Genomic DNA, 22,543 nt, shown 5'->3' on the forward strand with positions numbered 1-22,543 from the left:
TAGGGACTGACGCCAGGGGCTTATGCGCCAGTGCCATTAAAACGACACTATCCTGGCGCCAAAACAGCTTGAGAACGGCTTTCAACTCCGTAAAATGCCGCGATTGTTTAAAGCTCGATACTTTTCAGGGACGAATTCAGACATGCGTGTGTTTGTCGTATTTCTCGCGGCCTGCCTCATGGCGGGCTGTGCCTCCAAGCCGGATTACTACATCTCCCCGGCGCCGGTGACCATTCCCAAGACGGCTACCTATTGGCTCGACAACTTTGATGTTGAGGTCCGGGGTAAAAACGAGCGCTTCTTGCCGGATGACAAAGTCCGCCAGCAACTGGGCGTCGACCTGATCGATCGCCTGCTCAAGGCCAAGCGTTATGCGACCAGCAAGGCATCCGCCGACTACATCCTGGATATGGACGTGATCTACGCCCGGCGTATTCAGGACACCCAGGGTGGTTTGGTCAGCCCGCTTATCGAAGACAACAAGTACCTGGTCGGTGTGGACTTCAACTACAAAGTCACCGTCAGGAAAGGCGATACCGAAGTCCTGCACTTCGCCCAGGCGCGCGAAGGTTTGATGCCTGCCGGCGCGGTTGGGCACTGGCAGAACCTCAAGACGGTCGGCGGGATTCTGACCCGCAGTGGCAACGCCAACGTAGAGCCGTTCTACACCGGTCTGTTGAGCCGCTTTATCGTCGATGATTTACGCAACATTCCGTCCCGCTAGTTCATTTGCAGAACAAACTTTCACTCCAGGAGCACCCCGTGAAAACACTGTCCAAAATCCTGCTGTCCGGCCTCACCGCCGCAGCGTTGCTGACCGTGGCCGGTTGCGCCACGGAGAGCAACCGCGCAATGCCGGTGGAACAAGTCGCCAGCGCCCACGTCGCCTATTCCGGCGTGCGTGTGCCGATTGCCGTGGGCAAGTTCGACAACCGCTCCAGCTACATGCGCGGCATTTTCTCCGACGGCGTTGACCGCCTCGGTGGCCAGGCCAAGACTATCCTGATCACCCACCTGCAGCAGACCAACCGCTTCAGCGTGCTGGACCGCGACAACATGGGCGAAATCTCCCAGGAAGCCGCGATCAAAGGCACCGTGCAGAAACTCAAGGGTGCTGACTACGTCGTGACCGGCGATGTGACCGAGTTCGGCCGCAAGGAAACCGGCGACCGCCAGCTGTTTGGCATTCTCGGCCGTGGCAAGACCCAGGTGGCCTACGCCAAAGTCGCGCTGAACATCGTCAACATCAGCACGTCCGAAGTGGTGTATTCCACCCAGGGCGCCGGTGAATACGCGCTGTCCAACCGTGAAGTGGTCGGCTTCGGCGGCACCGCCAGCTACGACTCCACCCTCAATGGCAAGGTCCTGGACCTGGCCATGCGCGAAGCCATCAACCGCCTCGTCGACGGCATCAACGCCGGCGCCTGGAACCCGCGCAACTGATCAGCAGCACCTCAAGGAGCAGTACAAGGATGAGCAAGGCAGTCAAGTTGGCGCTGATGCTGACAGCAGTCGCAGCGGTCGCCGGGTGCCATACGGCGCCTCAACCCCTGTATCAGTGGGAAAGCTACCAGCCGCAGGTTTACGAGTACTTCAAGGGCGAGCCCAAGGAAGCACAGGTCGAGGCACTGGAGCGGGATCTGCAGAAGATCAATGCCAGCGGCCGCAAGGCCCCGCCGGGCTACCACGCCCACCTGGGCATGCTGTACCTGAGCATGGGCAAGGATGACCAGATGGTGCAGGAGTTCCGCACCGAGAAAGCGCTATTCCCTGAGTCTGCTGCGTACATGGACTTTTTGCTGAAAAACGCCAAGACCGGAGTCGCCACTAAATGAGCCTGTTGAAACTCACCGGCGCCTTGCTGGCCCTGGCCTTGCTCGGCGGTTGCGCAGCCCCCAAGACCATTGATTACACGGCCTACAAACAGGCACGACCGAAGTCGATCCTGGTATTGCCGCCACTCAATGAATCGCCGGAAGTGCAGGCGTCCTACAGCATGGTCTCGCAAGTGACCTACCCGTTGGCGGAAGCCGGCTACTACGTATTGCCGATTGCCCTGGTGGACGAAACCTTCCGCCAGAACGGTCTCACCACCGCCAACGATATCCAGGCCGTACCGCCGACCAAGCTGCACGACATCTTTGGGGCGGACGCGGCGCTGTATATCACCGTCACCGAGTACGGCACCAAGTACATGCTGATCTCCAGCGACACCTCCGTGACGGCCTCGGCCAAACTGGTGGACCTGCGCACCGGCACCACCCTGTGGACCGGCTCGGCGCGCGCTTCCAGCGAAGAAGGCAACAACAACGGTGGCGGCCTCGTCGGCATGCTGATCACGGCGGCGGTCAAGCAGGTGATCAACAGCTCCACCGATGCGGCGCACCCGATCGCCGGTATTACCAGTGCGCGCCTGCTGTCGCCGGGGCAGCGTGCGGGGATCCTGTACGGTCCGCGTAATCCGAAGTACGGTACGGACTGATTGAGCGGTTCGACGGGGCAGGTTTTTCTGTCCCGTCGAACGGTTTAACCCGAACAGCCTGCGCCCTGCGTCTGACCTTGTGAACGGATCATTCATTCACGAGGTTCAGCCCATGTCCCGTCCTCTGCTCTTCCTGCGTCCTGCTGCCCAGGGCTTTGCCGTTACCTTGCTGGTGGCGCTGGCCGGTTGCGGGCTGTCTTCTTCCCGTGATGCAGCCAAGCCTGCCGAAGCGGCGCCTGTCGCCGAGCTGCAAAGCGTGCCCGTGCAAGGCGCGCTGGTTAAGCGCATGCCCATGCCGGCGCCCATGAGCGCGACAATGATGAGGCAGGACTCGGCGGCGATGGAGTACCGCAGCGAACCCCGCGAACAATACGCAAACCTGCCGGATAACCCGGTGCATCGCGTGGCCGAAACGCCGGTGTCCACCTTCAGCGTCGACGTCGACACCGGCAGCTACGCCAACGTCAGGCGTTTCCTCAACCAAGGCAGCCTGCCGCCCGAAGGCGCTGTGCGACTTGAGGAAATGGTTAACTATTTCCCCTACAGCTACGCGCTGCCCACTGACGGCTCACCCTTTGGCGTAACCACCGAAGTGGCCGCCACACCTTGGAACCCGCACACCCAGTTGCTGCGCATCGGCATCAAGGCGTCCGACCGCGCCGTGGCCCAACTGGCGCCGGCCAACCTGGTGTTCCTGGTGGATGTGTCCGGCTCCATGGACCGTCGCGAAGGCCTGCCGCTGGTGAAAAGCACGCTGAAATTGCTGGTGGATCAACTGCGTGAACAGGACCGTGTTTCGCTGGTGGTCTATGCCGGTGAATCCCGGGTGGTGCTCAAGCCCACCTCCGGTCGCGACAAGGTGAAGATCCGCAACGCCATCGACCAGCTCACCGCTGGCGGCTCCACAGCGGGTGCATCCGGCATCGAGCTGGCCTACCAGATGGCGCGCGAAGGCTTTATCGACAAGGGTATCAACCGCATCCTGCTGGCCACCGACGGTGACTTCAACGTCGGTATCAGTGACTTCGACAGCCTCAAGCAAATGGCGGTTGAACAGCGCAAAAGCGGCGTGTCCCTCACCACCCTGGGTTTTGGTGTGGATAACTACAACGAACACCTGATGGAACAATTGGCCGACGCCGGTGATGGCAACTACGCCTACATCGACAACCTGCGCGAGGCGCGCAAGGTGCTGGTGGATCAACTCAGCTCGACCCTGGCGGTGGTGGCGCGGGATGTGAAGTTGCAGGTGGAATTCAATCCGGCGCAGGTCAGTGAATATCGCCTGCTGGGCTATGAAAACCGCGCCTTGAAACGCGAGGATTTCAATAACGACAAAGTCGACGCCGGTGAAATTGGCGCAGGGCATACGGTCACTGCGTTGTATGAAATTGTGCCCAAGGGCGAGAAGGGCTGGTCGGAGCCTTTGCGCTACGCTGCTGCGCCTGCAGCTGAGGATAAATCGGGTGAGCTGGCGATGCTGCGCGTGCGCTACAAGTCGGCGGCGGGGGGTGACAGTCAGTTAATCGAGCGCCCCATCCGCAATAAATCCACCCAAGCGAGCGACGACCTGCGCTTCGCGGCGGCAGTGGCAGCCTTTGCACAACAGCTCAAGGGCGATGGCCGCTACACTGGCAGCATGAGCCTGCAGGACACTGCCGCACTGGCCCGCTCGGCCCGAGGCAATGACCCGTTCGGCTTGCGTAACGAGTTCGTGCAGCTGGTGGAGCTGGCTCAAAGCCTCAAACACTGAATTTGCCTGCAGCGTCGAACCAATGTGGGAGCTGGCTTGCCTGCGATAGCATCAATGCGGTGTGACTGAAACACCGAAGCGTCTGCATCGCGGGCAAGCCCGGCTCCCACAGGAAATCTGCATTGATCCATCGAAAGGAGTTCGCCACCTACATGGCCGTACCCGATGATTCACCCAGCGACGAAGCGCTGCTGGCCCGCTACCGAACCGGCGACAGTGCCGCGTTCGAAGCCCTGTACGCGCGGCATCGCCAGGGCCTGTACCGGTTCCTCGTGTCCTTGAGCAACAAGGCCGAACTGGCCGAGGAAATCTACCAGGAAACCTGGCTCAGCTTGATCCGCAGCGCCACCCAGCCACAAGGCCGGGCGAGTTTTCGTACATGGTTGTTCCAGATCGCCCGCAACCGCCTGATCGATTACTGGCGCAAGCACGGCATCCACAACCCGCTACACGACAGCTACGACGAGCAACTGCACGCCCAGGCCGACGACAGCGCCGGCCCCGAGCAGCAACTGAGCCTCAGCCGCGACCAGGCGCGACTCGACGCCGCGCTGCAAGACCTGCCCGAAGACCAGCGCGAAGTCTTCCTGCTGCGCCTGCACGGCGACCTCGAAGTGCCGCAAATCGCCGCCCTCACCGGCGCCCCGCTGGAAACCGTCAAAAGCCGCCTGCGTTACGCCCAGCAGAAACTGCGCCGCCTGCTGGCCGAGGAGATACCCGCATGACCGACTCCCGACACACCCCGGACCCCGACGACCTGCTGCTCCAGCACATGCGTCAACACAGCACCGGCGAACCGCCCGCGTCCCTCGACGCCTTCATCCTCAACGCCGCCCGCCGCGAAGCCCCGGCACCACAGCCAAGCCTGTGGCAACGCTGGCTGCACGCCTGCCAACGGCCACGCTGGCAGATGGCATTCGCCACCGTCGCAGGCTTGGCATTGATGATTGGCGTGGTGATGCGCGAACCCGTGCCGCAACCCGAAATCTCCACCGCGACCTTCTCCGCGCTTCATGATGAAGTCGCGCGTCCCGCCCCGGCACCGATGTCCGCGCCGGCGCCGGTGGCCCGACTGGCTGTAGCCCCCAAGGCTGAGAGCGCGCAAGTCATGGGCTCGATGGCGGATGAGTCGAGCGCCAAGCTCAGCAAGCGCGCGCCGGTGGTGTTGCCGGGGTTGGAGGAGGGGTTGCAGGAGATTGTGAGCCTGCGTGAGGCTGGGGAAACCAAGGCGGCGGATGAAAAGCTGTTGGAGTTGTACAAGCGCTTTCCCGGTGAAGATTTGCCGGCGCTGTTGGAGGCGTTGCAGAAACATTAAATCGTCGTCCACAAAAAAGCCCCAGGTCTTTCGACCTGGGGCTTTCTCATCCTATCTGGTGCCCCGGCGTCGTTTGAACTGGGCGGTTAGGCTGCCGTATTTACTGGGCCTCGTAGGTTGTGTGTCGGTTAGGCATACACGTGGGCATACATGGCCCTTTCTGCTGCGCTTGGATTTACGCCTTTGGTGGGAGCTTTTCCATCTCAGGAGGACGTTGTTTCAGCTCCGTCTCACGGATTACGCGGCCAGTCGTACCATCAAGCTTAAATAGGGTCCTGCCCACGAGTAGAAACGTACTTTTGCTGTCCGCCAGGATCAAATGGCCTACCAGGCGTTCGCCCTTGTCGGTTACCACCGTATCCACAGCTTCGAGGTCCCCGGCAGTTTCTAACTGGGTATACCTTTTAAAATCTGCAAGCCCCGCCCCCCTACCTTGTTGAACTCCGGCGCCAGGAGCGAAGAACGCCATAAACATGGCAATCCCTATCCATGCTGCAAGTCCAATCACTACGTTGGCCTTGGGCCTCCTCGTTATAACCGCAACAAAGAGCGCAGCAATTGCCACAAATGCGAATGCCAGGAGGCTGGGGCCTACGATGGGCCATTGTTCCGCAGCGTCCAATGCACCAGAGAACAGACTGGTGTACCCATGCAGAAGCAGTGTGGGTGTGCTCAGTGATAGCTCGTTCTGGTCGATACCGAACTGCTGAAATCTGCCGGATAGGAGCGAGTACCCGTAGATCACCAGCGCGGCTTGCGATGCTAGCGCTCCAAATGTAATCAGTTTGAAAGCCAGGTCTGTATTGGTTTTCGCCTCCTTGGCAGCTGGGTCATCTAACTTCTCGTGATGTGCAGGGACTGAGGAAGCAGTGACATGGATAGGTGTAAGCAGCTCTACCCTCAGCGGTTTGTCTCTGCGCCAGAACATGGTGTTTCCTACTCCAGTGGGTGACCTGAGAAAATACCCCCGAATCTGGTGGGAGGGTAGGTCTGATATGTCGCCGGGGACCCTGGAGCATTCTTGAAGGTACGGGGCATGAAACCCGCGAGATCGAGTTAGTGGGAGGCGTAGGAAGTTACTGAAATTTCAATCGTTGAAATTGAAAGGATGTTGAAGAAAAAGGGCCATCGTTACAGCATCGGTAAAGGTGGCTGTATCTGTTGCTGATAGTGAACACCTTGCATGCCGTCAAGCATGGTATGGGTGTCAACCACATCAACCTGTCAACCAACTTAAAAAATCCAGCCGCTAACACGAACGCGTGGGTTCTTTGCCCCGTACCTTTAAGAATGCTCTAGGGTCCTCACTATCGAACCAAAGCCAAGAGCATGACCCGCCTCGCTTCGCTGGAGGAGCAATACTAAATGGGGCTAGGGGGATACCCTGATAAAACCGTGTTACGGGTGTTACGCGTGCTAATTAAGTATGTAAGTATATGATTTTAAATGATTTATATGGCGTTAAACGGCTGTGACTGGTTTGCCCATATGCGTGTTACATGGCAAATAGGTGTTACATCAATGAATGCTCTGGGAGGAGCGGTTTGTGATGATTAAGGCGGGTCTTATCAATTAGGGGCTTTTGCTTAGAGGGCCGCTACCGCCGCTGCCCGTCGGCACCAGGGAATAAGGAGATTGATCATGTGGCTCAAAAATGTAGCATTTGCGCTGTTGATTTGCCCCCACGTCACCGCTTGCTTTAGCAAGCCATTCCAGCCCCCCACGGCCGATGCCGACTTGTGGGAGAAACCCGGCGCCAGTCATCAGGATGTGGTTGCGTCCATGTTGGCGTGTGGTGAGAAGAATGGCTCCGGCGTTGATCCCAAAGCCAGCTTCCAAGAGATGGCCCAGCGATTTGTATGTATGAAGCGTGCGGGCTATACCCGGCGTGACGGTTTCGACATCTGTGCATTGCACCCCAAGGAGCCGTTGAAGGCCTGTGAGTCGGCGCAATGAAGCCATAAAGGCATCGCACGGTATTAAAACTCGTTAGGGCGAGTTGCCCCAGGTATCTATAGGTACATTCAGCTGACTGCTTCCGGCCAAAAGCAGACTGTGGACAGGTAGCCGTTGATGTCTCTACGCTGGACGATCTAGTGGCAGCACAGCTGCAAAAAAAGGAGTAGTCACGTTGGAAGTTGCCATTGATCGAGATAGCGTTCATGCAGGAGATGATCTGGGAAGCCATGCGACGTCGATCAGACTCGATCCATCTGCAACGCTGCGCGCCTTAATCGAAGTGATACAAGATGCCGGCTACTTACCGAGTATCAATGGAGGCAAGGCTACTTGGATTATTTGGTCGTCTGACAAACCAATAGGTGTTTTAGCGCAGCAATGGCCAGCACCTAAATTGACAGTGCCGCCCGACAGCACCGTTGATCAATATTTCGGAAATACCGAACCTCGCCTTCTGTTCAGATATTGGTGTCAGGCAGATCCAGATGAGGTCTTTTCGAATATCAAGACCGGAAATGAGCTACCTTCACGATTTTAGGATTGGCGGTGGACATTTCTGTCGATCAATGCGGTTCAGATGACTGCTTTGGGTCGACTGCAGCCATTTGCGACAGGCAGCAGTCGGCCATAAGCGGATAGTCAAATCTTTGGGAGCGCGAATCGAATCGATCAATGCACAAACGGCCGGCCTCGACGTGATTACCAAGGTTGCCGACCGTTACTTCCAAAAAAACCACCAGTAGGACCGTCGGAACCCAGCAGCGCCATCTTGATGACTGTTGCCGCCCCTTCTTCAGGAGTCAATACGCCCGAGTTGCCATTGAGATCAGTCCGCACATGCCCAGGCTCCACGGCATTCACTTTGATTCCTAGCGGTTCAAGTTCTTTCGCGAAGGAGACCGTCACGGCATTCAGCGCCACTTTTGACGAGGTATAATCGAGAAGGTTGACGGTCGAATAGATCGATGTCGGATCGGTTATCAACGTGAGCGAACCGACACCGCTGCTCATCATGACGATCCGAGCCTGGTCAGCGTTTTTCAGCAAGGGCAGGAAAGCTTGGGTGACGCGTACCGGGCCAAACAGATTGACCTCGAAAACGGCTTTCATATCCTGCATTCGCACTTCACTGGGTGCCTTGGTCATGTCAACCGCAATTCCGGCGTTGTTGACCAGGATATCGAGAGCACCGATTTGAGCAGATAAAGTCGCTGCCGCTCGATACACGCTGTCTTCGACCGCAACGTCCAGCTCAAGGAGACCTGCATTGAGCCCGGCATTACGTAATTGGGTAACGGCCTGCTCGCCACGGCTCCGATCGCGAGCGCCGATCCAGACGAAGAACCCTGCCTCGGCAAGCCCTTTGGCAATCGCCAGTCCGATACCTTTATTCGCGCCGGTAACAAGCGCCTGTCGTGTGATAGTCATTGTGGTAGTCCTCGGAGTCTGAAGATGCTTTTTCTGTACGTTTCAAGGCGCTGGGCTGCCAATGTGAAGCATCCGCCCCCATACCCGTGTCGTGTAGCAAGCCGGGGATGGGGCGTGTTGTTCTGTCAGGAGCTCTGAGCTGCGGCATCGCTTTGGGCACCCTTGACGTGGTGCTGCAGATCGCCGGCAAAACGCAAAGTCACCTCACGGCGAGTGAACCGCCATTCCCCATGATGCAGCTCGAACTGGTCGAGGTACTTACCGGCGCATATAGGCTGCAATGGAAAGCCGTCAAGCTGTTGATGCACGGTGTAGTAGCTTTCCGAACTAGCCTTATCGCCTGACGGAGCGACATCAATCAGCACATTGGTGATCGAATGCCACGTACGGGGCGTACCATCGGCATGGATCTGAAGACCCGACTCGAAGAAACCTAACAGCCCCTCAACCGAGGAGGTCTCGTTGCCAAGCACATGAATCACCGCATGCTGAAGTACTTCGGCCACACCCGAGAAATCCCCGCTATCAAGACGATGGATGTAGGTGGCGTGAAGGCGGTGAATGGCGCTCTCGGCGGCTAGGCGCGCGGGTATTTCTGGTGAGTTGGTCATGGCTCTCTCCTGGGCCTTAGCCCACAAAGGAATGGTGTATAGCGGTGGCCATACGTTGGAAGCACTCGGCAGACGACCTTGGCGGCAATCCAATGTGGCGTCTGGCGAACAATGATTTGATAAGCGAGTTGACAGCCTTGCGGCAGGCGACGGAAATGGGATCAACCCTGCGGTTAAACTTCGAGGTCCGCAGTTATCCAGTGATCTAGGACTGCGACGCTCCGCCATCCGCGAACAGTTCGACACCGTTGATATAGCTGGCGGCGTCACTGGCTAGGAAGGCCACGGCAGCGCCAATCTCATGAGCTTGGCCGATACGTCCGATGGTGCTTTTTTCACTCAAGGACTCGATCACGGCCTCAGCGTGTTCCGCGAGCATATGGCGCAGTGATGGGGTATCCACGGGGCCCGGACTCAAGAGGTTGATGCGCACCCCGCTGCCTTTGATATCGAGCGTCCAGCTTCTGACCAGCGTGCGCAGTGCAGCTTTGGTTGCACCGTATACGCTCAGGCCAGGACCGGGATCGATGGAAGCTGTGGAGCCGATGATGACAATGCTGCTGCCCTTGCCCATGAGCGGCAGCGCTCCCTGAACGGTAAAGGTCACACCCTTGACGTTGGTGTTGAATACGCGGTCGAAGTAGGCCTCTGTGATGCTGCCAAGCGGAGCGATCTCGCCCATACCTGCATTGGCGACGAGCACATCAATTCGACCATGGCGGGCTTTGATTGCGTCAAACAGCACAGCGAGATCGGCTATCACCGAGACGTCTGCGATCATCGCGCTGGCCCGCTCCCCGAGCTTTGATAATGCCTCGTCCAGTTGCTCCTGCCGACGCCCGGTGATCACCAGAGTGGCGCCCTGGCCCGCCAGCTCTTGAGCGATGGCAAGGCCCAATCCCGAGGATCCTCCGGTGACGAGAACGACTTTGTCTTGAAATTGCATGCTGAAGCTCCAGTGTGTACTGAGGAATGAACTTATATAGCGAACACTACATAGCGCTAGCAAATGAAGCAAGACATTTAGTGATCACTATATAAATCTACCATTCAGCTCAGCACAGTTGCCCCGGCATATAGCGGTCGCTACAATCACGACCACACCAACGAGATCACCATGACCGACAAAATCCGCCAGCGCCGCCCTGCTTTCGACAGAGAGGCTGGAGTCGCCATCGCCCAAGCCATGTTCCACGAACACGGCTTCGACGCGGTGAGCCTCACGGATTTGGTCGAAGCCATGGATATCAAGCCGCCCAGCTTCTACGCCGCGTATGGCAGCAAGGCTGAGTTGTTCGAGAAGGCCATGCTGCGCTACGCCCGCGAGCACGCTTTGCCGTTGGACAAACTACTCGCTCCGGATCGACCGGTACCTGAGGCGCTTGCCGCCTTGCTGGTCGCGGCGGCGAAGCAGTATGGAAAGGACAGTGTCCTTCGAGGCTGCATGATCACTGAAGGCATGCGCGCGGACGATGAGGTTGCCCGCAAGATGGCGCAAACTCTGGCGGACGGAGGCGTCAAGGTGATTCGGGATTATCTTGATCAGGCACTGCCCGAAAAAGCCCAATGCCTTACCGACTACCTTTCGATTACCCTGCGCGGGCTATCGTCCGCAGCGTGTAACGGCATGCCCCGCAAACGGCTGATCGAGGCCGCACAGACGGCGGGCCGTTTCATTGCTCATGAGCTGGGTAAGGAGCAGCCAATGAACCGCTAACGCACACGCCTACCACCGAGTTGCACATTCCGAATTCAGCTATTCTGCCCCACCATCCACATTCAGCGTCACGCCCTTGATGTAGACGGCATGCATCCGGCCCACTAAAAACGCTACGGCTCCAGCGACTTCTTCAGGTTGGCCATATCGACCCAAAGCCTTCATTTGCTTGACCATCGGCGCCCGCCATGTCACTGGTCTCAGGGTTGAGCTCTGTGTTGATGGGACCGGGCCGGATGATATTGACGGTGATATGGCGCTGCCCCAGATCCGAGCCCAAGCCCGGCCATAAGCGGCAACTGCGGCTTTGCTGGCTGCGTAGTCGCCAATGCCGGGAAAGGGAGCGCGCGGCTTCTTGGTCTGCCGCCGGCGCGCGATGCAGCGAGATTCAAACTGCCGCCCGCCGCCTAGGCGGAACCTGTTTTGTGAAAACCGGGCATCGCGCCTATAAATCGCTGATGATCGTTCCGGGAATACTCTCGGCGAACCCGTTACCAAAGACGCCTACGGGCGTTGCAAAGCCGGGCCGTCGTTCACCGTTCAGAACACGCCGCGCCGCCTCGATGGCCGCCAGCGGTGTATAGGAATATCCGTTGACCGTCTCGATCTTCGAACACAACCTGCTGCCATCTTCCGTCATCACCTCGACCACAGCGCGGGCTCGATTGGCATCACGTTCCTGAGCACTGGGACCATCGGCCAGCAGTGACAAGTCCCCCTCAGGAAACGCATCACCGGAGATATGCACGAACATCGCGATGTTCGGTATCCGCGTCGTATGCCAACCAGTCACCAAATCGCCGAATGACAATGGCACACACAAGACCTCGCCGTCACCGAAATCAAAATGGCGTGGCTGGGCGTTCGGAGTCGGGACCAGTTCGCCATCGATTCGCGCCAGCACACCCGCCCCAATGATCTCGCCAACGCTCATCGCCGACCCCCGCGACATCGACCCAGGCACCTGGAGTGCAATGTTCAACGCCAAGGGATTAACGACGCGCTGGGCAACGTGCGCCGCTAGACTATCGGTGGGTACGACATCCCAGCCAACGCCGGGCAACATCATCACCCCTGCAGCGTCCGCAGACACACTCAACTGCTCAGCCAGCCGGTAGATATTGATCTCAGCGGTGATATCAAGGTAGTCGACCTTGGCTTCGATGCACGCCGCCATCAAAGCTGGAGCCGTATGCGCAAAGGGACCTGCGAAGTTCAGTAGGACTGTGATGCCTGCCAACGAACAAGCGGCGTTGGTATCTGCCTCGAACACGCGATAGGGCACGCGCAACTCGCCTGCAAGATCAACCAGGCTCTGATGATTGCGACCGCCTATTTCGAAAGGCAGACCCAGCGCCTTGGCCCGTTGGGCAGCCATGCGGCCGGTATAGCCCGTGGCGCCATAAATCAGAAGTGTATTCATTGGACGTGTTGCCAGTTCTTAAAGACGAATTCCAAGCTGTACCCGTCCGGGTCCAGCATATTGGCGGCGTAGTAATCGGGGTCGTAGTGCAAACGCGCTCCGGGCGCGCCGTTGTCGACGCCACCATGAGCCAGCGCCGCAGCATAGGCGGTCTCAACCTCGGCTTTGCTGCGCGCGATGAAACCCAAATGCGCTGCCCGCCCTTCAACAACCCCCTCACGCAACCAGAAGAACATACGCCCGTTGGCGCCAAAGCCCTTCAAATCAGGATGCCCGGGCGGACCGTCCTTGCCGTCGTAGTCCAGCCGTGCGGTGATGCCCAGCGGCGTGAGTGCCGCCTCGTAGAAACGAATGGAGCGTGTGATATCGCTTACCGACAGGAAAATATGATCCAGCATGGTGACCCTCCTCAGATGATGTAACCGCCAGCGACTTCGATGCTTTGCGCGTTGATCCAGGCGCCCTCATCGGAGAGCAGCATGGCGATGACCCTTGCTACGTCCTCGGGCTCACCTACCCGGCCCAGCGCGGTCTGCCCGGCCAGCAGGGCTTCGAACTCATCGTTGAGGCCACCGCCCAACTCGGTACGAATCGCACCTGGGGAAACCGCATTGCTGCGGATACGACGCTCGCCAAACTCCTTGGCCATGTAACGGGTAAGCACCTCCAGCCCACCTTTGAAGGCTGCATAAGGCGCTACTCCAGCGGTGGCCACACGGGTGGTCGCGCTGGTGAGGTTGACGATGCTGGCTTGCTCCCCAAGCAGCGGCAGCAGCGACTGGGTCAGGAAAAACGGCCCTTTCAGGTGGACATTGAAGAGCCCGTCAAACTGCGCCTCGGTGACCGACTCCAGCGGACTGAACAGGCCGTAGCCTGCGTTGTTCACCAAGCCCGCAAGCACGGTCGTGCCCCAGACTTCCTGAAGGACCGTGTTCACAGTGCTGCGAAAAGCCTCGAAGCTGGAAACGTCGGCAACATCGAGTTTGAGCGCAACGGCCTTGCCGCCGGCTTGTTCGATGCGCCGCACTACCGCCTGCGCGGCATCTAGGTGAGTATTGTAGGTGAGGATGACGCCCATGCCGCGTTGCGCTGCGTGTTCCGCTGCACTTGCCCCTATGCCACGGCTCCCACCGGTGATGACGATTACGCCCATGATGTTGCTCCGCTGCGCGTTGAATGAGCATCCACGGTAAGGGACTGGGGCTTAATGGGCGCGACGGTTCCTACTGCAAACTTGCCTGTTTCTGCTTTTTACTTGCGCCTCATACGGTGGCCGCGTCAGGATGCTCAACATGAACATCCAACTCAATGAACTGCGCACCCTGGCTGCCAAGGCCGAAAATCGTCGCACCGAGACCGGTATTCCACGCGTCGCCATGGTTCAGGGCAAGATCCCGGAGCACATGCTCGCCGCAGTCTATGACCCGATGATCAATCTGATTCTGCAAGGCAGCAAAACCATGACTGTGGGCGACCGTACGCTGCGGTACGACCCTGCGACCTATTTCGTCATGTCCATCGAGCTACCCGCAGTGGGCGCTGTGCACCCTGCCGTCACCGGCGAGCCATACCTGGCAGTCAGCCTAACACTCGATCCTATGGTGTTGTCGACGCTGCTGGCGGATCTGCCCAAACCTGCCGGGCGGCACGACAACGATCCGGGCTTTTCGGTCGCTGCCACCACACCAGAATTGATGGACGCCTGGGTGCGAATGCTGCGCTTGATGGGCAAACCTGACGATATCGCCGCCTTGGCACCCGCATATGAGCGCGAGATTCTGTTCAGAGTTTTGCAGGGACCACATGGCTGGATGCTGCGAGAAATAGCAGCGCCCGACACGGCTATGGCCAGGGTTAACCAGGCGATACAATGGATCCGCCGTGACTACGCCGAACCCATCAGGGTCGAGAGCCTGGCGCAACGAGCGGCCATGAGCGTCTCTGCGTTTCATCGTCACTTCAAGGCAGTCACGACCTTAAGCCCGTTGCAGTATCAAAAGCGCGTACGCCTGCTGCAAGCACGAATGCTGATGATCGCCAGCGCCAAAAGCGTCACGTCGGCTGCCTTCGAGGTGGGCTACGAAAGCGCCACCCAGTTCAGTCGAGACTACGCACGGGTTTTTGGACTATCTCCGGCGAGGGACGCGGGGAGAATCCTGGAGGCGACAAAGGCACAGGATCATTTGCGAAAGCAGTTGTAGTCTTCTAGGTGACTGCCATACCCGCCACGTTGGCGGAGTTAACCCGGTGGAATTTGCAAGTTTGTACCCACCGGATACGAGGCTTTGAACGCGATGCTTAAAAGTCGGGGTATTTGCCCGATAGGCAGCTTATGGCCGAAAACAGACCTTCGTGAGAGGCTGTTACGGCCAGCAACGGCCGCTGGAGCCTCGTTTGTCGCGGATCGAGCCCAAGGTTGCGCGAATACGCTGTCAGCAATTGACTTCACCTCGCGAGACCGCCATACCTGTTTTTTCCAATTCGACAGAGGTTGATCTGACAATGGTGCGAGTGGATGCAAACCTGATAACTGACTGGCACACATTCCACAGCGTATTCGCAGAAAAATTCGGTTTCCCTGGTTTCTACGGCCGCAATATGGACGCTTGGGTTGACTGCCTTTCATACCTCGATGACCCCAGCGCAGAAATGTCGTCTGTCCACGTTCAGAGCGGACAAACACTCTCATTGGTCATCGACAATGCCCAGAGTTTTAAGCATCGCTGTCCTGAACAATTTGAAGCTCTGGTGGAATGCGCTGCTTTTGTGAACTGGCGAGTCATCGTTTCGGGTGGCAGCCCGATCCTGGCACTTGCTTTCAATATCTAAGTGCTCGCGCACGTCAATCAACGGGGGTATCAATGACTGCATTGGGAGGAAAGTTGATTGTCCTGACAGGCTGTTATCGGCCATAGGCAGACAGTCGGATAACCCAGCCAGAGGTTGAGATGAATTAGGCATTGTTAGCAAGAAGGAGGGAAAGTGGGAACGGTTTTTTTGGGGGGGGAGAGGAATCATGTCCTTATCGGCAATAATATTTTCTTCAGAGCAATTGGCCGTCGGAGACTTTAAAGAAGTCATATTGGCCGATGGTGGGCATGTAAGTTCCGGCAAGCCTTTTCGGGGTAGCATCAGTGAGGGTGATTCAGATATTTGGTTAGCTTTGCATTCGAAGGATGTTATTGACGAGTTCTACGATGCTGAAGACCTTCAAGAATGGGAGGATGTCTTGGGGGCCGTGCCGCAAGTGATGATTGAGGTTAATCTTGATCATACTGAACATGCGAAATTAATGTACTTGAAGGTTTTTTTGAGCTTTGCCAAAGCTTGGCCTTGTATTTTGCATGACGTAGATGACGCTGTTCTTTCATATAGTTCAGTTTTAGAGAAATATAAAGCTCTTTTGGGATAGAAGTGAGCCATCAGGGCAACTCGTTAGCAGGGCATCCATCGACCGCTTTTGGCCGGAAGCAGTAGTTCCCGGATGTCCGCTACTGGCCGAAAGCGGTCCTAAGCCCACAGCCGCCAAAGATCAGAAGCCGAAAAATCTAGAGGCTTGTTTCGTAATGGGAGGATCTAGAGAAGCTGAGGCTGTTTAGGCTTCCGCCTCTTCTTTATCCGGCCTTTCTTTTGAGCTGAAGGTCAATGAAGTGGAGCCCCGCCTTGATTGCATCAATCGTGAGCGTCTCAACTTTAGTTTCTTTGGTTCCTATTGCGTTGAATTGCTGCTGCCACTGCTCTGAAGGGCCTGCCTCGCTTATCGGTGGCAACTGGACCCGGACATCATAAATGTGTAGGTAGTCGTGGCGTGCGAGCCGATCTGTTTTCAAGCCATAGAAACGCAGTGAAGTGCGAGCACAAACGCGTCACTACATGGGTATACGGTAGGAAGTCAGAGAAATAGACGGGGGGCGGATAGCCAGAAACAAGAAAGCCCGCACTGGGCGGGCTTCTTGAGGCGTTTCGTAGACCGTCTGAGACAGCCAGAAACCAGTATATGGTGCACCCGGCGGGATTCGAACCCACGACCCCTGCCTTCGGAGGGCAGTACTCTATCCAGCTGAGCTACGGATGCTTGTGCGGGCGACATCATACCCATGTCGACCTTGGGCGTCCATGCTGGTCTTTGGCCGTTTATACGTAGGAATTGGCCCCGCAGAGGCCCTGCGCCGGGTGCCGGTGATCGATGTGCTGGAACCTGGCTGAAACGCGCTGATCAGAAAGTTTCGGCAAATGCGCCGTTTTCGTTCTTTTTTTCGAACAGACTATTGCCCTGCACCCCCATTGATCCTAGGATTCGTTTGAGATTTCAAACGCTCTGTCTCCCGTGCGCTGTTTATTCAATCCCGCGCGCTGGGGCTGATTTCCCTGACGGCAGCCCACAAGGCGCCTTTCAACAACTCTAATTCGCTCCGCGTGCGCGCGGTGCTGTTAAGGAAAGCCGACATGCAGCTCAAAGATACCCAGTTGTTCCGCCAGCAAGCCTTTATCGATGGCGCTTGGGTCGATGCGGACAACGGTCAGACCATCAAGGTCAACAACCCGGCCACGGGTGAGATTCTCGGCACCGTGCCGAAGATGGGCGCCGCTGAAACACGCCGCGCCATCGAAGCGGCCGACAAAGCGCTGCCGGCCTGGCGTGCCCTGACTGCCAAAGAGCGCGCCAACAAGCTGCGCCGCTGGTTCGAACTGCTGATCGAGAACCAGGAAGACCTCGGTCGCCTGATGACGCTCGAGCAAGGCAAGCCGCTGGCTGAAGCCAAGGGCGAGATCGTCTACGCCGCGTCCTTTATCGAATGGTTCGCAGAAGAAGCCAAGCGCATCTACGGCGACGTGATCCCGGGCCACCAGCCCGACAAGCGCCTGATCGTGATCAAGCAGCCGATCGGCGTGACCGCTGCGATTACCCCGTGGAACTTCCCGGCCGCGATGATCACCCGTAAAGCCGGTCCGGCCCTGGCCGCCGGTTGCACCATGGTGATCAAGCCAGCTTCGCAAACGCCGTTCTCGGCCCTGGCCTTGGTTGAGCTGGCGCACCGTGCCGGTATCCCGAAAGGTGTGCTGAGCGTGGTGACCGGCAGCGCCGGCGACATCGGCGGCGAGCTGACCAGCAACCCGATCGTGCGCAAATTGTCCTTCACCGGCTCGACCGAAATCGGTCGCCAGTTGATGGCCGAATGCGCCAAGGACATCAAGAAAGTCTCCCTGGAACTGGGCGGCAACGCGCCGTTCATTGTGTTCGACGACGCCGACCTGGATAAGGCCGTCGAAGGCGCGATCATCTCCAAGTACCGCAACAACGGCCAGACCTGCGTCTGTGCCAACCGCTTGTACATCCAGGATTCGGTGTACGACGCATTCGCGGAAAAACTCAAAGTGGCCGTGGCCAAGCTCAAGATCGGCAACGGTCTGGAAGAGGGCACCACCACCGGTCCGCTGATCGACGAAAAAGCCGTCGCCAAGGTCCAGGAGCACATTGCCGATGCGCTGAGCAAAGGCGCCAAGCTGTTGGCCGGTGGCAAGGTGATGGAAGGCAATTTCTTCGAGCCGACTATTCTGGTCGACGTGCCGAAAGACGCTGCGGTGGCGAAAGAAGAAACCTTCGGCCCATTGGCGCCGCTGTTCCGCTTTAAAGACGAAGCCGAAGTGATCGCGATGTCCAACGACACCGAGTTCGGCCTGGCTTCCTACTTCTATGCCCGTGACCTGGGCCGTGTGTTCCGCGTGGCTGAAGCCCTGGAATACGGCATGGTCGGCGTCAACACCGGGTTGATCTCCAATGAAGTGGCGCCGTTCGGCGGCATCAAGGCCTCGGGCCTGGGCCGTGAAGGCTCCAAGTACGGGATCGAGGATTACCTGGAAATCAAATACCTCTGCCTGGGCATCTAAGCTCAGCAAGAGATCGCAGCAAACGCAGAGGGCACGAGAGCGCTGTCCCTTTGCGTGTTTCACCCCGTAATTCGTAGTGGCCGGGAAAGCTGTGGCAGTCGATCATCGCATGCTGCCGTAGTTGCCTCCCCGCCACGTATTCCTTGGACCACGCCACCCGATGAGTGGCGAATGAGGACTTTATGAGCAAGACCAACGCATCCCTGATGAAACGCCGCGAAGCCGCTGTACCGCGCGGTGTTGGCCAGATCCACCCGATCTTCGCCGAATCCGCGAAGAACGCCACCGTGACCGACGTTGAAGGTCGCGAGTTCATCGATTTCGCCGGTGGTATCGCCGTGCTGAACACCGGCCACGTGCACCCGAAAATCATCGCGGCCGTGACCGAGCAGTTGAACAAGTTGACCCACACCTGCTTCCAGGTCTTGGCCTACGAGCCTTACGTGGAACTGTGCGAGAAAGTGAACGCCAAGGTCCCAGGTGATTTCGCCAAGAAAACCCTGCTGGTCACCACCGGTTCCGAAGCCGTTGAAAACGCCGTGAAAATCGCCCGTGCCGCGACTGGCCGCGCCGGCGTGATCGCATTCACCGGTGCCTACCACGGCCGTACCATGATGACCCTGGGTCTCACCGGTAAAGTCGTGCCTTACTCGGCCGGCATGGGCTTGATGCCAGGCGGCGTGTTCCGCGCGCTGTACCCGAACGAACTGCACGGTGTGAGCGTGGACGACTCGATCGCCAGCATCGAACGCATCTTCAAGAACGATGCCGAGCCGCGCGACATCGCCGCGATCATCATCGAGCCGGTGCAGGGCGAAGGCGGTTTCTACGTCGCGCCTAAAGCCTTTATGAAGCGCCTGCGCGAGCTGTGTGACAAGCACGGCATCCTGCTGATCGCCGACGAAGTGCAAACCGGTGCCGGCCGTACCGGTACCTTCTTTGCCATGGAACAGATGGGCGTTGCCGCCGACCTGACCACCTTCGCCAAATCCATCGCTGGCGGCTTCCCGCTGGCCGGTGTGTGTGGCAAGGCGGAATACATGGACGCCATCGCGCCAGGCGGCCTGGGCGGCACCTACGCCGGTAGCCCGATCGCTTGCGCGGCCGCGCTGGCGGTGATGGAAGTGTTCGAAGAAGAACACCTGCTGGACCGCTGCAAAGCTGTCGGCGAGCGTCTGGTTACCGGTCTCAAAGCCATCCAGGCCAAGTACCCGGTGATCGGCGAAGTGCGTGCCCTGGGCGCGATGATCGCGGTCGAGCTGTTCGAAGATGGCGACAGCCACAAGCCAAACGCTGCTGCCGTTGCCTCCGTGGTGGCCAAGGCGCGTGACAAGGGCCTGATCCTGCTGTCCTGCGGCACCTACGGCAACGTGTTGCGCGTACTGGTCCCGCTGACCTCGCCGGACGAGCAGTTGGACAAAGGCCTGGCGATCATCGAAGAGTGCTTCTCCGAGCTGTAAGCGGATGCTGACCTGATCGACAGAAAAAGACCCGCTTCGGCGGGTTTTTTTGTGCCTATTGCCGCACATTCAGGCCTTGTTCATTGTACGTAGGCCCCTCCATTGTCTAAGGTTGCAGCATTGCCGAGGGAGCGTGCTGGATGACTGCTGTTGATTTACCCGCTGTACCCCGCGTATTGATTGCCGAGGCGGACCCTTGGTCGCGGGATCTGCTCAAGCAAGTGCTGTTGAATGTGCGCTGCGATGCGCGGCTGGATGTGTGTGCCGACGGGCAGCACGCGGCGACATTGCTGCGAGAAAAAGCCTACGACCTGATCCTGGCGGATTGGGAGCTGCCGGGAATCGATGGGCTGAGCCTGCTGCGCAACGTGCGCCAGAAGCGCCGCTCGCCCGCGCTGCCGTTCATTCTGCTCAGCAGTCGCAATGACAGCGCCAGCGTGCGCGAAGCCCTGCCCCTGGCGCCCACGGCGTACCTGACCAAACCCCTGAACATGGACGGCCTGACGCAGCGCCTGCAAGACCTGTTGCTCAACGAAGGCGAGAACGTTTACTGCGAGATCCCACCGCTGGCGCCCGGCATGACCTTGCCGGTGTTCCTGGAGCGCCGCCGCGAGGCCTCCGATGGCGCACCATTGCGGGTGGATGTGAAAGCCGCCGTGCAACATAGCCTCGGGCCAGAAGGCCTGGACCTCACGCGCCTGGAAGACCAAGTGCGCATGGACCCACAAATCACCGCCGTGCTCATCGCCGCCGCCAACAGTGCCGGTCATCACGGCACACCCGTGCAAACCCTGCACGCTGCCCTGCACAAGCTGGTGCCGGGCCAGAGCATGAACCTGATCCTGGGGTTGGCGCTCAAGCACAACGTGGTATTGGGCGATCCGGCCCTGGTGGCCTACGCCGAGCGCCACTGGCAGTTGTCCCAGGACACTGCCGACTACGCCCGGCGCCTGGCGCGCATGCTGGAGCTGGACCACGAACGCTGCTACAGCGCCGGCATCCTCCATCGGCTGGGTGACCTGGCGCTGCTGCGCTGCCTGGAAGACTGGCGCCAGGGCGGCGGAGCGCTGGACGACGAAGCGATTGGCGAGTCCCTCTACACTTTTGGCGCCGCCTATGGTTCGGCACTGCGCGCGCGTTGGCGCTTGCCGCATGAGTTGCGCCAGTTGATTGCGGCGATTTACTCGTTGGAGGGCGGGGTCTATGCGCGGGATGCGCTGGTGGTGAACCTGGCGGCGCAAATGGCGCGCTTGACCGAGCATGAAGGGCTGGAAGAACTTGCCAATGGCAAGACGGCGCGACTGCTCAAAGTGGGCTTGTCCGAACTGACCCGAGTACGCAAATCCTAAGGCCTGCACCCACCCTGTAGGCGCCTAGCCTGCTATGACGCGGTTCTTGCCCTGGCGCTTGGCCTCGTACATGGCGGCATCGGCGCGGGCGAACAGGCTGTCCAGGGTCGAATCTGCCTCGGTGAGGCTGGCCAGGCCTTGGCTGATGGTCACGCTGAACGCCTGGCCCTCGTAGCTGAAACTCAGCGCCTGAATCTCCTTGCCCAACCGCTCGGCCACTTGCAAAGCCATCTCCGGGCCGCAGCCGGGCAGCACGGCTGCGAACTCTTCGCCACCTATGCGCCCAAAGAGGTCACCTCGGCGCAATACCCCGCGTCCGCTCTCGGCGATACGCCGCAACACCTGATCGCCCTCCAAGTGGCCGTAGGTGTCGTTGACGTCCTTGAAGTCATCGATGTCCAGCAACAGGAAGGACAGCGGCGCGCCTTGGGCACAGGCACTGTCGAAGGCCTGGTTGGCGCACTCGAAGAAGTGCCGGCGGTTGCTGCTCTGGGTCAGCACGTCGGTGGTCGCGAGACGATGCAGCTCCAGCTCCATCTGTTTCTTTTCGGTGATGTCCTCGGCCATGCCCACCACGATCAGCGGTTCGCCAGGCTCCACCTGCTGGTTGATGTAGCACTTGTCGCTCAACCAACGGATCTGCCCGTCGGCGGTGATGATGCGGTACTCGCGGTCTTCCACGACGCCCTGTTCCAGCACGCGGGCCAGGCTGTGTTCGGCGTAGTCGAGGTCTTCGGGGTGAATGCTGTTGCGCCATTCCCGATGGTCGGCCAGCAGCAGGCCGGCAGAACGCCCGAACACCCGCTCGTACGCCGGGCTAACATACAGCACGCGGCGTGTTTCCCAGTCGATGGCCCACAGCACGGCATTCACGCTGACCAGCATTGAGCTCAGCAGCTGCTCACGCTCGCTCAATCGCTCGACTTCACCCTGGGCATGCATCAGTGCCAGCAGGGTCGCCGCCGCGGCTGGGCGGGGAGGCTCAGTCGTAGGAGCGTCGATCAAGGAGGACTTTTCGTGAACCATCGGCACAACTCTCTCTGGGCGCGCCGCAGGATTTAGCAGCGGTCACTACAAGGGGCCACCATGATGGCGAAGTGTTCATTGAGAGAGGCGAATTGCAGTGAAGTTCCGTCAACAGGACCGATTGCCGGTGT

At 58.8% G+C, this 22,543-nt stretch carries 25 protein-coding genes and 1 tRNA gene; 16 read left to right on the plus strand and 10 right to left on the minus strand.

What is annotated here, in order from left to right; genetic code table 11:
- Positions 1 to 142 precede the first annotated feature (142 nt).
- The 7 genes from KHP07_RS25880 (at position 143) to KHP07_RS25910 (ending at position 5,550) form a co-directional block, all read left to right on the plus strand.
- Positions 143 to 724 carry a hypothetical protein gene (locus tag KHP07_RS25880; RefSeq protein WP_078046323.1) on the plus strand — a complete coding sequence of 194 codons (582 nt, stop codon included), beginning with the start codon at positions 143 to 145 and terminating at the stop codon, positions 722 to 724.
- A 38-nt stretch (positions 725 to 762) separates the two neighbouring features.
- A complete protein-coding gene (locus KHP07_RS25885; RefSeq protein WP_078046324.1) occupies positions 763 to 1,443 on the plus strand; it encodes a CsgG/HfaB family protein in 681 nt (226 codons plus the stop codon).
- A gap of 29 nt (positions 1,444 to 1,472) precedes the next feature.
- Positions 1,473 to 1,835, plus strand: a complete 363-nt coding sequence (locus tag KHP07_RS25890) for a DUF4810 domain-containing protein (protein WP_078046325.1) — start codon at positions 1,473 to 1,475, stop codon at positions 1,833 to 1,835.
- A complete protein-coding gene (locus tag KHP07_RS25895) occupies positions 1,832 to 2,482 on the plus strand; it encodes a DUF799 domain-containing protein (RefSeq protein WP_078046326.1) in 651 nt (216 codons plus the stop codon). Before KHP07_RS25890 ends, KHP07_RS25895 begins: the two co-directional genes overlap by 4 nt.
- Positions 2,483 to 2,594: 112 nt before the next feature.
- Positions 2,595 to 4,235: a vWA domain-containing protein gene (locus KHP07_RS25900; RefSeq protein ID WP_214498283.1), complete on the plus strand. Its 1,641-nt coding sequence runs from the start codon at positions 2,595 to 2,597 to the stop codon at positions 4,233 to 4,235.
- A 152-nt stretch (positions 4,236 to 4,387) separates the two neighbouring features.
- Positions 4,388 to 4,960 (plus strand): RNA polymerase sigma factor, encoded by a 573-nt coding sequence (locus KHP07_RS25905; protein WP_025855475.1) that lies wholly within the window; start codon positions 4,388 to 4,390, stop codon positions 4,958 to 4,960.
- Positions 4,957 to 5,550 carry a hypothetical protein gene (locus KHP07_RS25910; protein ID WP_214498284.1) on the plus strand — a complete coding sequence of 198 codons (594 nt, stop codon included), beginning with the start codon at positions 4,957 to 4,959 and terminating at the stop codon, positions 5,548 to 5,550. Before KHP07_RS25905 ends, KHP07_RS25910 begins: the two co-directional genes overlap by 4 nt.
- 175 nt (positions 5,551 to 5,725) lie before the next feature.
- Here KHP07_RS25910 and KHP07_RS25915 read toward each other — a convergent pair whose 3' ends face one another.
- Positions 5,726 to 6,478: a hypothetical protein gene (locus KHP07_RS25915; protein WP_078046329.1), complete on the minus strand. Its 753-nt coding sequence runs from the start codon at positions 6,476 to 6,478 to the stop codon at positions 5,726 to 5,728.
- A 713-nt stretch (positions 6,479 to 7,191) separates the two neighbouring features.
- On the opposite strand from KHP07_RS25915, the gene KHP07_RS25920 reads away from it, so the two are divergent.
- Together KHP07_RS25920 and KHP07_RS25925 are read left to right on the plus strand one after the other, a co-directional pair.
- The gene (locus tag KHP07_RS25920) at positions 7,192 to 7,506 is read left to right on the plus strand and encodes a hypothetical protein (RefSeq protein WP_065945624.1); all 315 of its coding nucleotides are present in this window, start codon (positions 7,192 to 7,194) and stop codon (positions 7,504 to 7,506) included.
- Between the two features lie 175 nt (positions 7,507 to 7,681).
- Positions 7,682 to 8,047 (plus strand): hypothetical protein, encoded by a 366-nt coding sequence (locus KHP07_RS25925; protein ID WP_214498285.1) that lies wholly within the window; start codon positions 7,682 to 7,684, stop codon positions 8,045 to 8,047.
- A gap of 161 nt (positions 8,048 to 8,208) precedes the next feature.
- On the opposite strand, the gene KHP07_RS25930 is transcribed toward KHP07_RS25925, so the two are convergent.
- From KHP07_RS25930 to KHP07_RS25940, 3 genes are all read right to left on the minus strand, one after another.
- The gene (locus KHP07_RS25930; RefSeq protein ID WP_078046331.1) at positions 8,209 to 8,937 is read right to left on the minus strand and encodes an SDR family oxidoreductase; all 729 of its coding nucleotides are present in this window, start codon (positions 8,935 to 8,937) and stop codon (positions 8,209 to 8,211) included.
- Between the two features lie 125 nt (positions 8,938 to 9,062).
- The gene (locus KHP07_RS25935; RefSeq protein WP_078046332.1) at positions 9,063 to 9,548 is read right to left on the minus strand and encodes a nuclear transport factor 2 family protein; all 486 of its coding nucleotides are present in this window, start codon (positions 9,546 to 9,548) and stop codon (positions 9,063 to 9,065) included.
- A 205-nt stretch (positions 9,549 to 9,753) separates the two neighbouring features.
- On the minus strand, positions 9,754 to 10,494 hold the full coding sequence (locus tag KHP07_RS25940) for an SDR family NAD(P)-dependent oxidoreductase (protein WP_078046333.1): 741 nt from the start codon (positions 10,492 to 10,494) through the stop codon (positions 9,754 to 9,756).
- Positions 10,495 to 10,665: 171 nt separating this feature from the next.
- Here KHP07_RS25940 and KHP07_RS25945 point away from each other — a divergent pair, with 171 nt between their 5' ends.
- A complete protein-coding gene (locus KHP07_RS25945) occupies positions 10,666 to 11,265 on the plus strand; it encodes a TetR/AcrR family transcriptional regulator (RefSeq protein WP_078046334.1) in 600 nt (199 codons plus the stop codon).
- A gap of 39 nt (positions 11,266 to 11,304) precedes the next feature.
- Here KHP07_RS25945 and KHP07_RS25950 read toward each other — a convergent pair whose 3' ends face one another.
- Genes KHP07_RS25950 through KHP07_RS25965 form a run of 4 tightly spaced genes read right to left on the minus strand, consistent with a single transcriptional unit; the run spans position 11,305 to position 13,841 of the window.
- Complete coding sequence (locus tag KHP07_RS25950) at positions 11,305 to 11,763, minus strand: SDR family oxidoreductase (RefSeq protein ID WP_078046335.1); 459 nt, start codon at positions 11,761 to 11,763, stop codon at positions 11,305 to 11,307.
- Entirely contained in the window at positions 11,711 to 12,688 is a 978-nt protein-coding gene (locus KHP07_RS25955; protein ID WP_078046336.1) for a saccharopine dehydrogenase family protein, read from the minus strand. Before KHP07_RS25955 ends, KHP07_RS25950 begins: the two co-directional genes overlap by 53 nt.
- Positions 12,685 to 13,086 carry a VOC family protein gene (locus KHP07_RS25960; RefSeq protein ID WP_214498286.1) on the minus strand — a complete coding sequence of 134 codons (402 nt, stop codon included), beginning with the start codon at positions 13,084 to 13,086 and terminating at the stop codon, positions 12,685 to 12,687. The genes KHP07_RS25955 and KHP07_RS25960 overlap by 4 nt, the downstream gene beginning before the upstream one ends.
- 11 nt (positions 13,087 to 13,097) lie before the next feature.
- Complete coding sequence (locus KHP07_RS25965) at positions 13,098 to 13,841, minus strand: SDR family NAD(P)-dependent oxidoreductase (protein WP_214498287.1); 744 nt, start codon at positions 13,839 to 13,841, stop codon at positions 13,098 to 13,100.
- Between the two features lie 139 nt (positions 13,842 to 13,980).
- Here KHP07_RS25965 and KHP07_RS25970 point away from each other — a divergent pair, with 139 nt between their 5' ends.
- The 3 genes from KHP07_RS25970 (at position 13,981) to KHP07_RS25980 (ending at position 16,100) form a co-directional block, all read left to right on the plus strand.
- On the plus strand, positions 13,981 to 14,889 hold the full coding sequence (locus KHP07_RS25970; protein WP_188322558.1) for an AraC family transcriptional regulator: 909 nt from the start codon (positions 13,981 to 13,983) through the stop codon (positions 14,887 to 14,889).
- A gap of 193 nt (positions 14,890 to 15,082) precedes the next feature.
- The gene (locus KHP07_RS25975; protein WP_250883732.1) at positions 15,083 to 15,517 is read left to right on the plus strand and encodes a barstar family protein; all 435 of its coding nucleotides are present in this window, start codon (positions 15,083 to 15,085) and stop codon (positions 15,515 to 15,517) included.
- Positions 15,518 to 15,704: 187 nt separating this feature from the next.
- Positions 15,705 to 16,100 carry a hypothetical protein gene (locus KHP07_RS25980; protein WP_214498288.1) on the plus strand — a complete coding sequence of 132 codons (396 nt, stop codon included), beginning with the start codon at positions 15,705 to 15,707 and terminating at the stop codon, positions 16,098 to 16,100.
- A gap of 586 nt (positions 16,101 to 16,686) precedes the next feature.
- Here KHP07_RS25980 and KHP07_RS25985 read toward each other — a convergent pair.
- Positions 16,687 to 16,763, minus strand: a tRNA-Arg gene (locus tag KHP07_RS25985).
- Between the two features lie 371 nt (positions 16,764 to 17,134).
- Here KHP07_RS25985 and gabD point away from each other — a divergent pair.
- From gabD to KHP07_RS26000, 3 genes are all read left to right on the plus strand, one after another.
- The gene (gabD, locus tag KHP07_RS25990) at positions 17,135 to 18,577 is read left to right on the plus strand and encodes an NADP-dependent succinate-semialdehyde dehydrogenase (RefSeq protein WP_025855477.1); all 1,443 of its coding nucleotides are present in this window, start codon (positions 17,135 to 17,137) and stop codon (positions 18,575 to 18,577) included.
- A 182-nt stretch (positions 18,578 to 18,759) separates the two neighbouring features.
- Positions 18,760 to 20,037: a 4-aminobutyrate--2-oxoglutarate transaminase gene (gene gabT, locus KHP07_RS25995; RefSeq protein ID WP_025855478.1), complete on the plus strand. Its 1,278-nt coding sequence runs from the start codon at positions 18,760 to 18,762 to the stop codon at positions 20,035 to 20,037.
- Between the two features lie 140 nt (positions 20,038 to 20,177).
- Positions 20,178 to 21,386 (plus strand): HDOD domain-containing protein, encoded by a 1,209-nt coding sequence (locus KHP07_RS26000; protein ID WP_099491469.1) that lies wholly within the window; start codon positions 20,178 to 20,180, stop codon positions 21,384 to 21,386.
- A gap of 24 nt (positions 21,387 to 21,410) precedes the next feature.
- Here the strand turns inward: KHP07_RS26000 and KHP07_RS26005 are convergent, their stop codons facing one another.
- A complete protein-coding gene (locus tag KHP07_RS26005) occupies positions 21,411 to 22,412 on the minus strand; it encodes a sensor domain-containing diguanylate cyclase (protein ID WP_078046341.1) in 1,002 nt (333 codons plus the stop codon).
- Positions 22,413 to 22,543: the final 131 nt, after the last annotated feature.

Origin of the sequence: Pseudomonas sp. VS40, assembly GCF_018587885.1 — a bacterium.
In the GTDB taxonomy this organism is placed as follows: domain Bacteria; phylum Pseudomonadota; class Gammaproteobacteria; order Pseudomonadales; family Pseudomonadaceae; genus Aquipseudomonas; species Aquipseudomonas pergaminensis.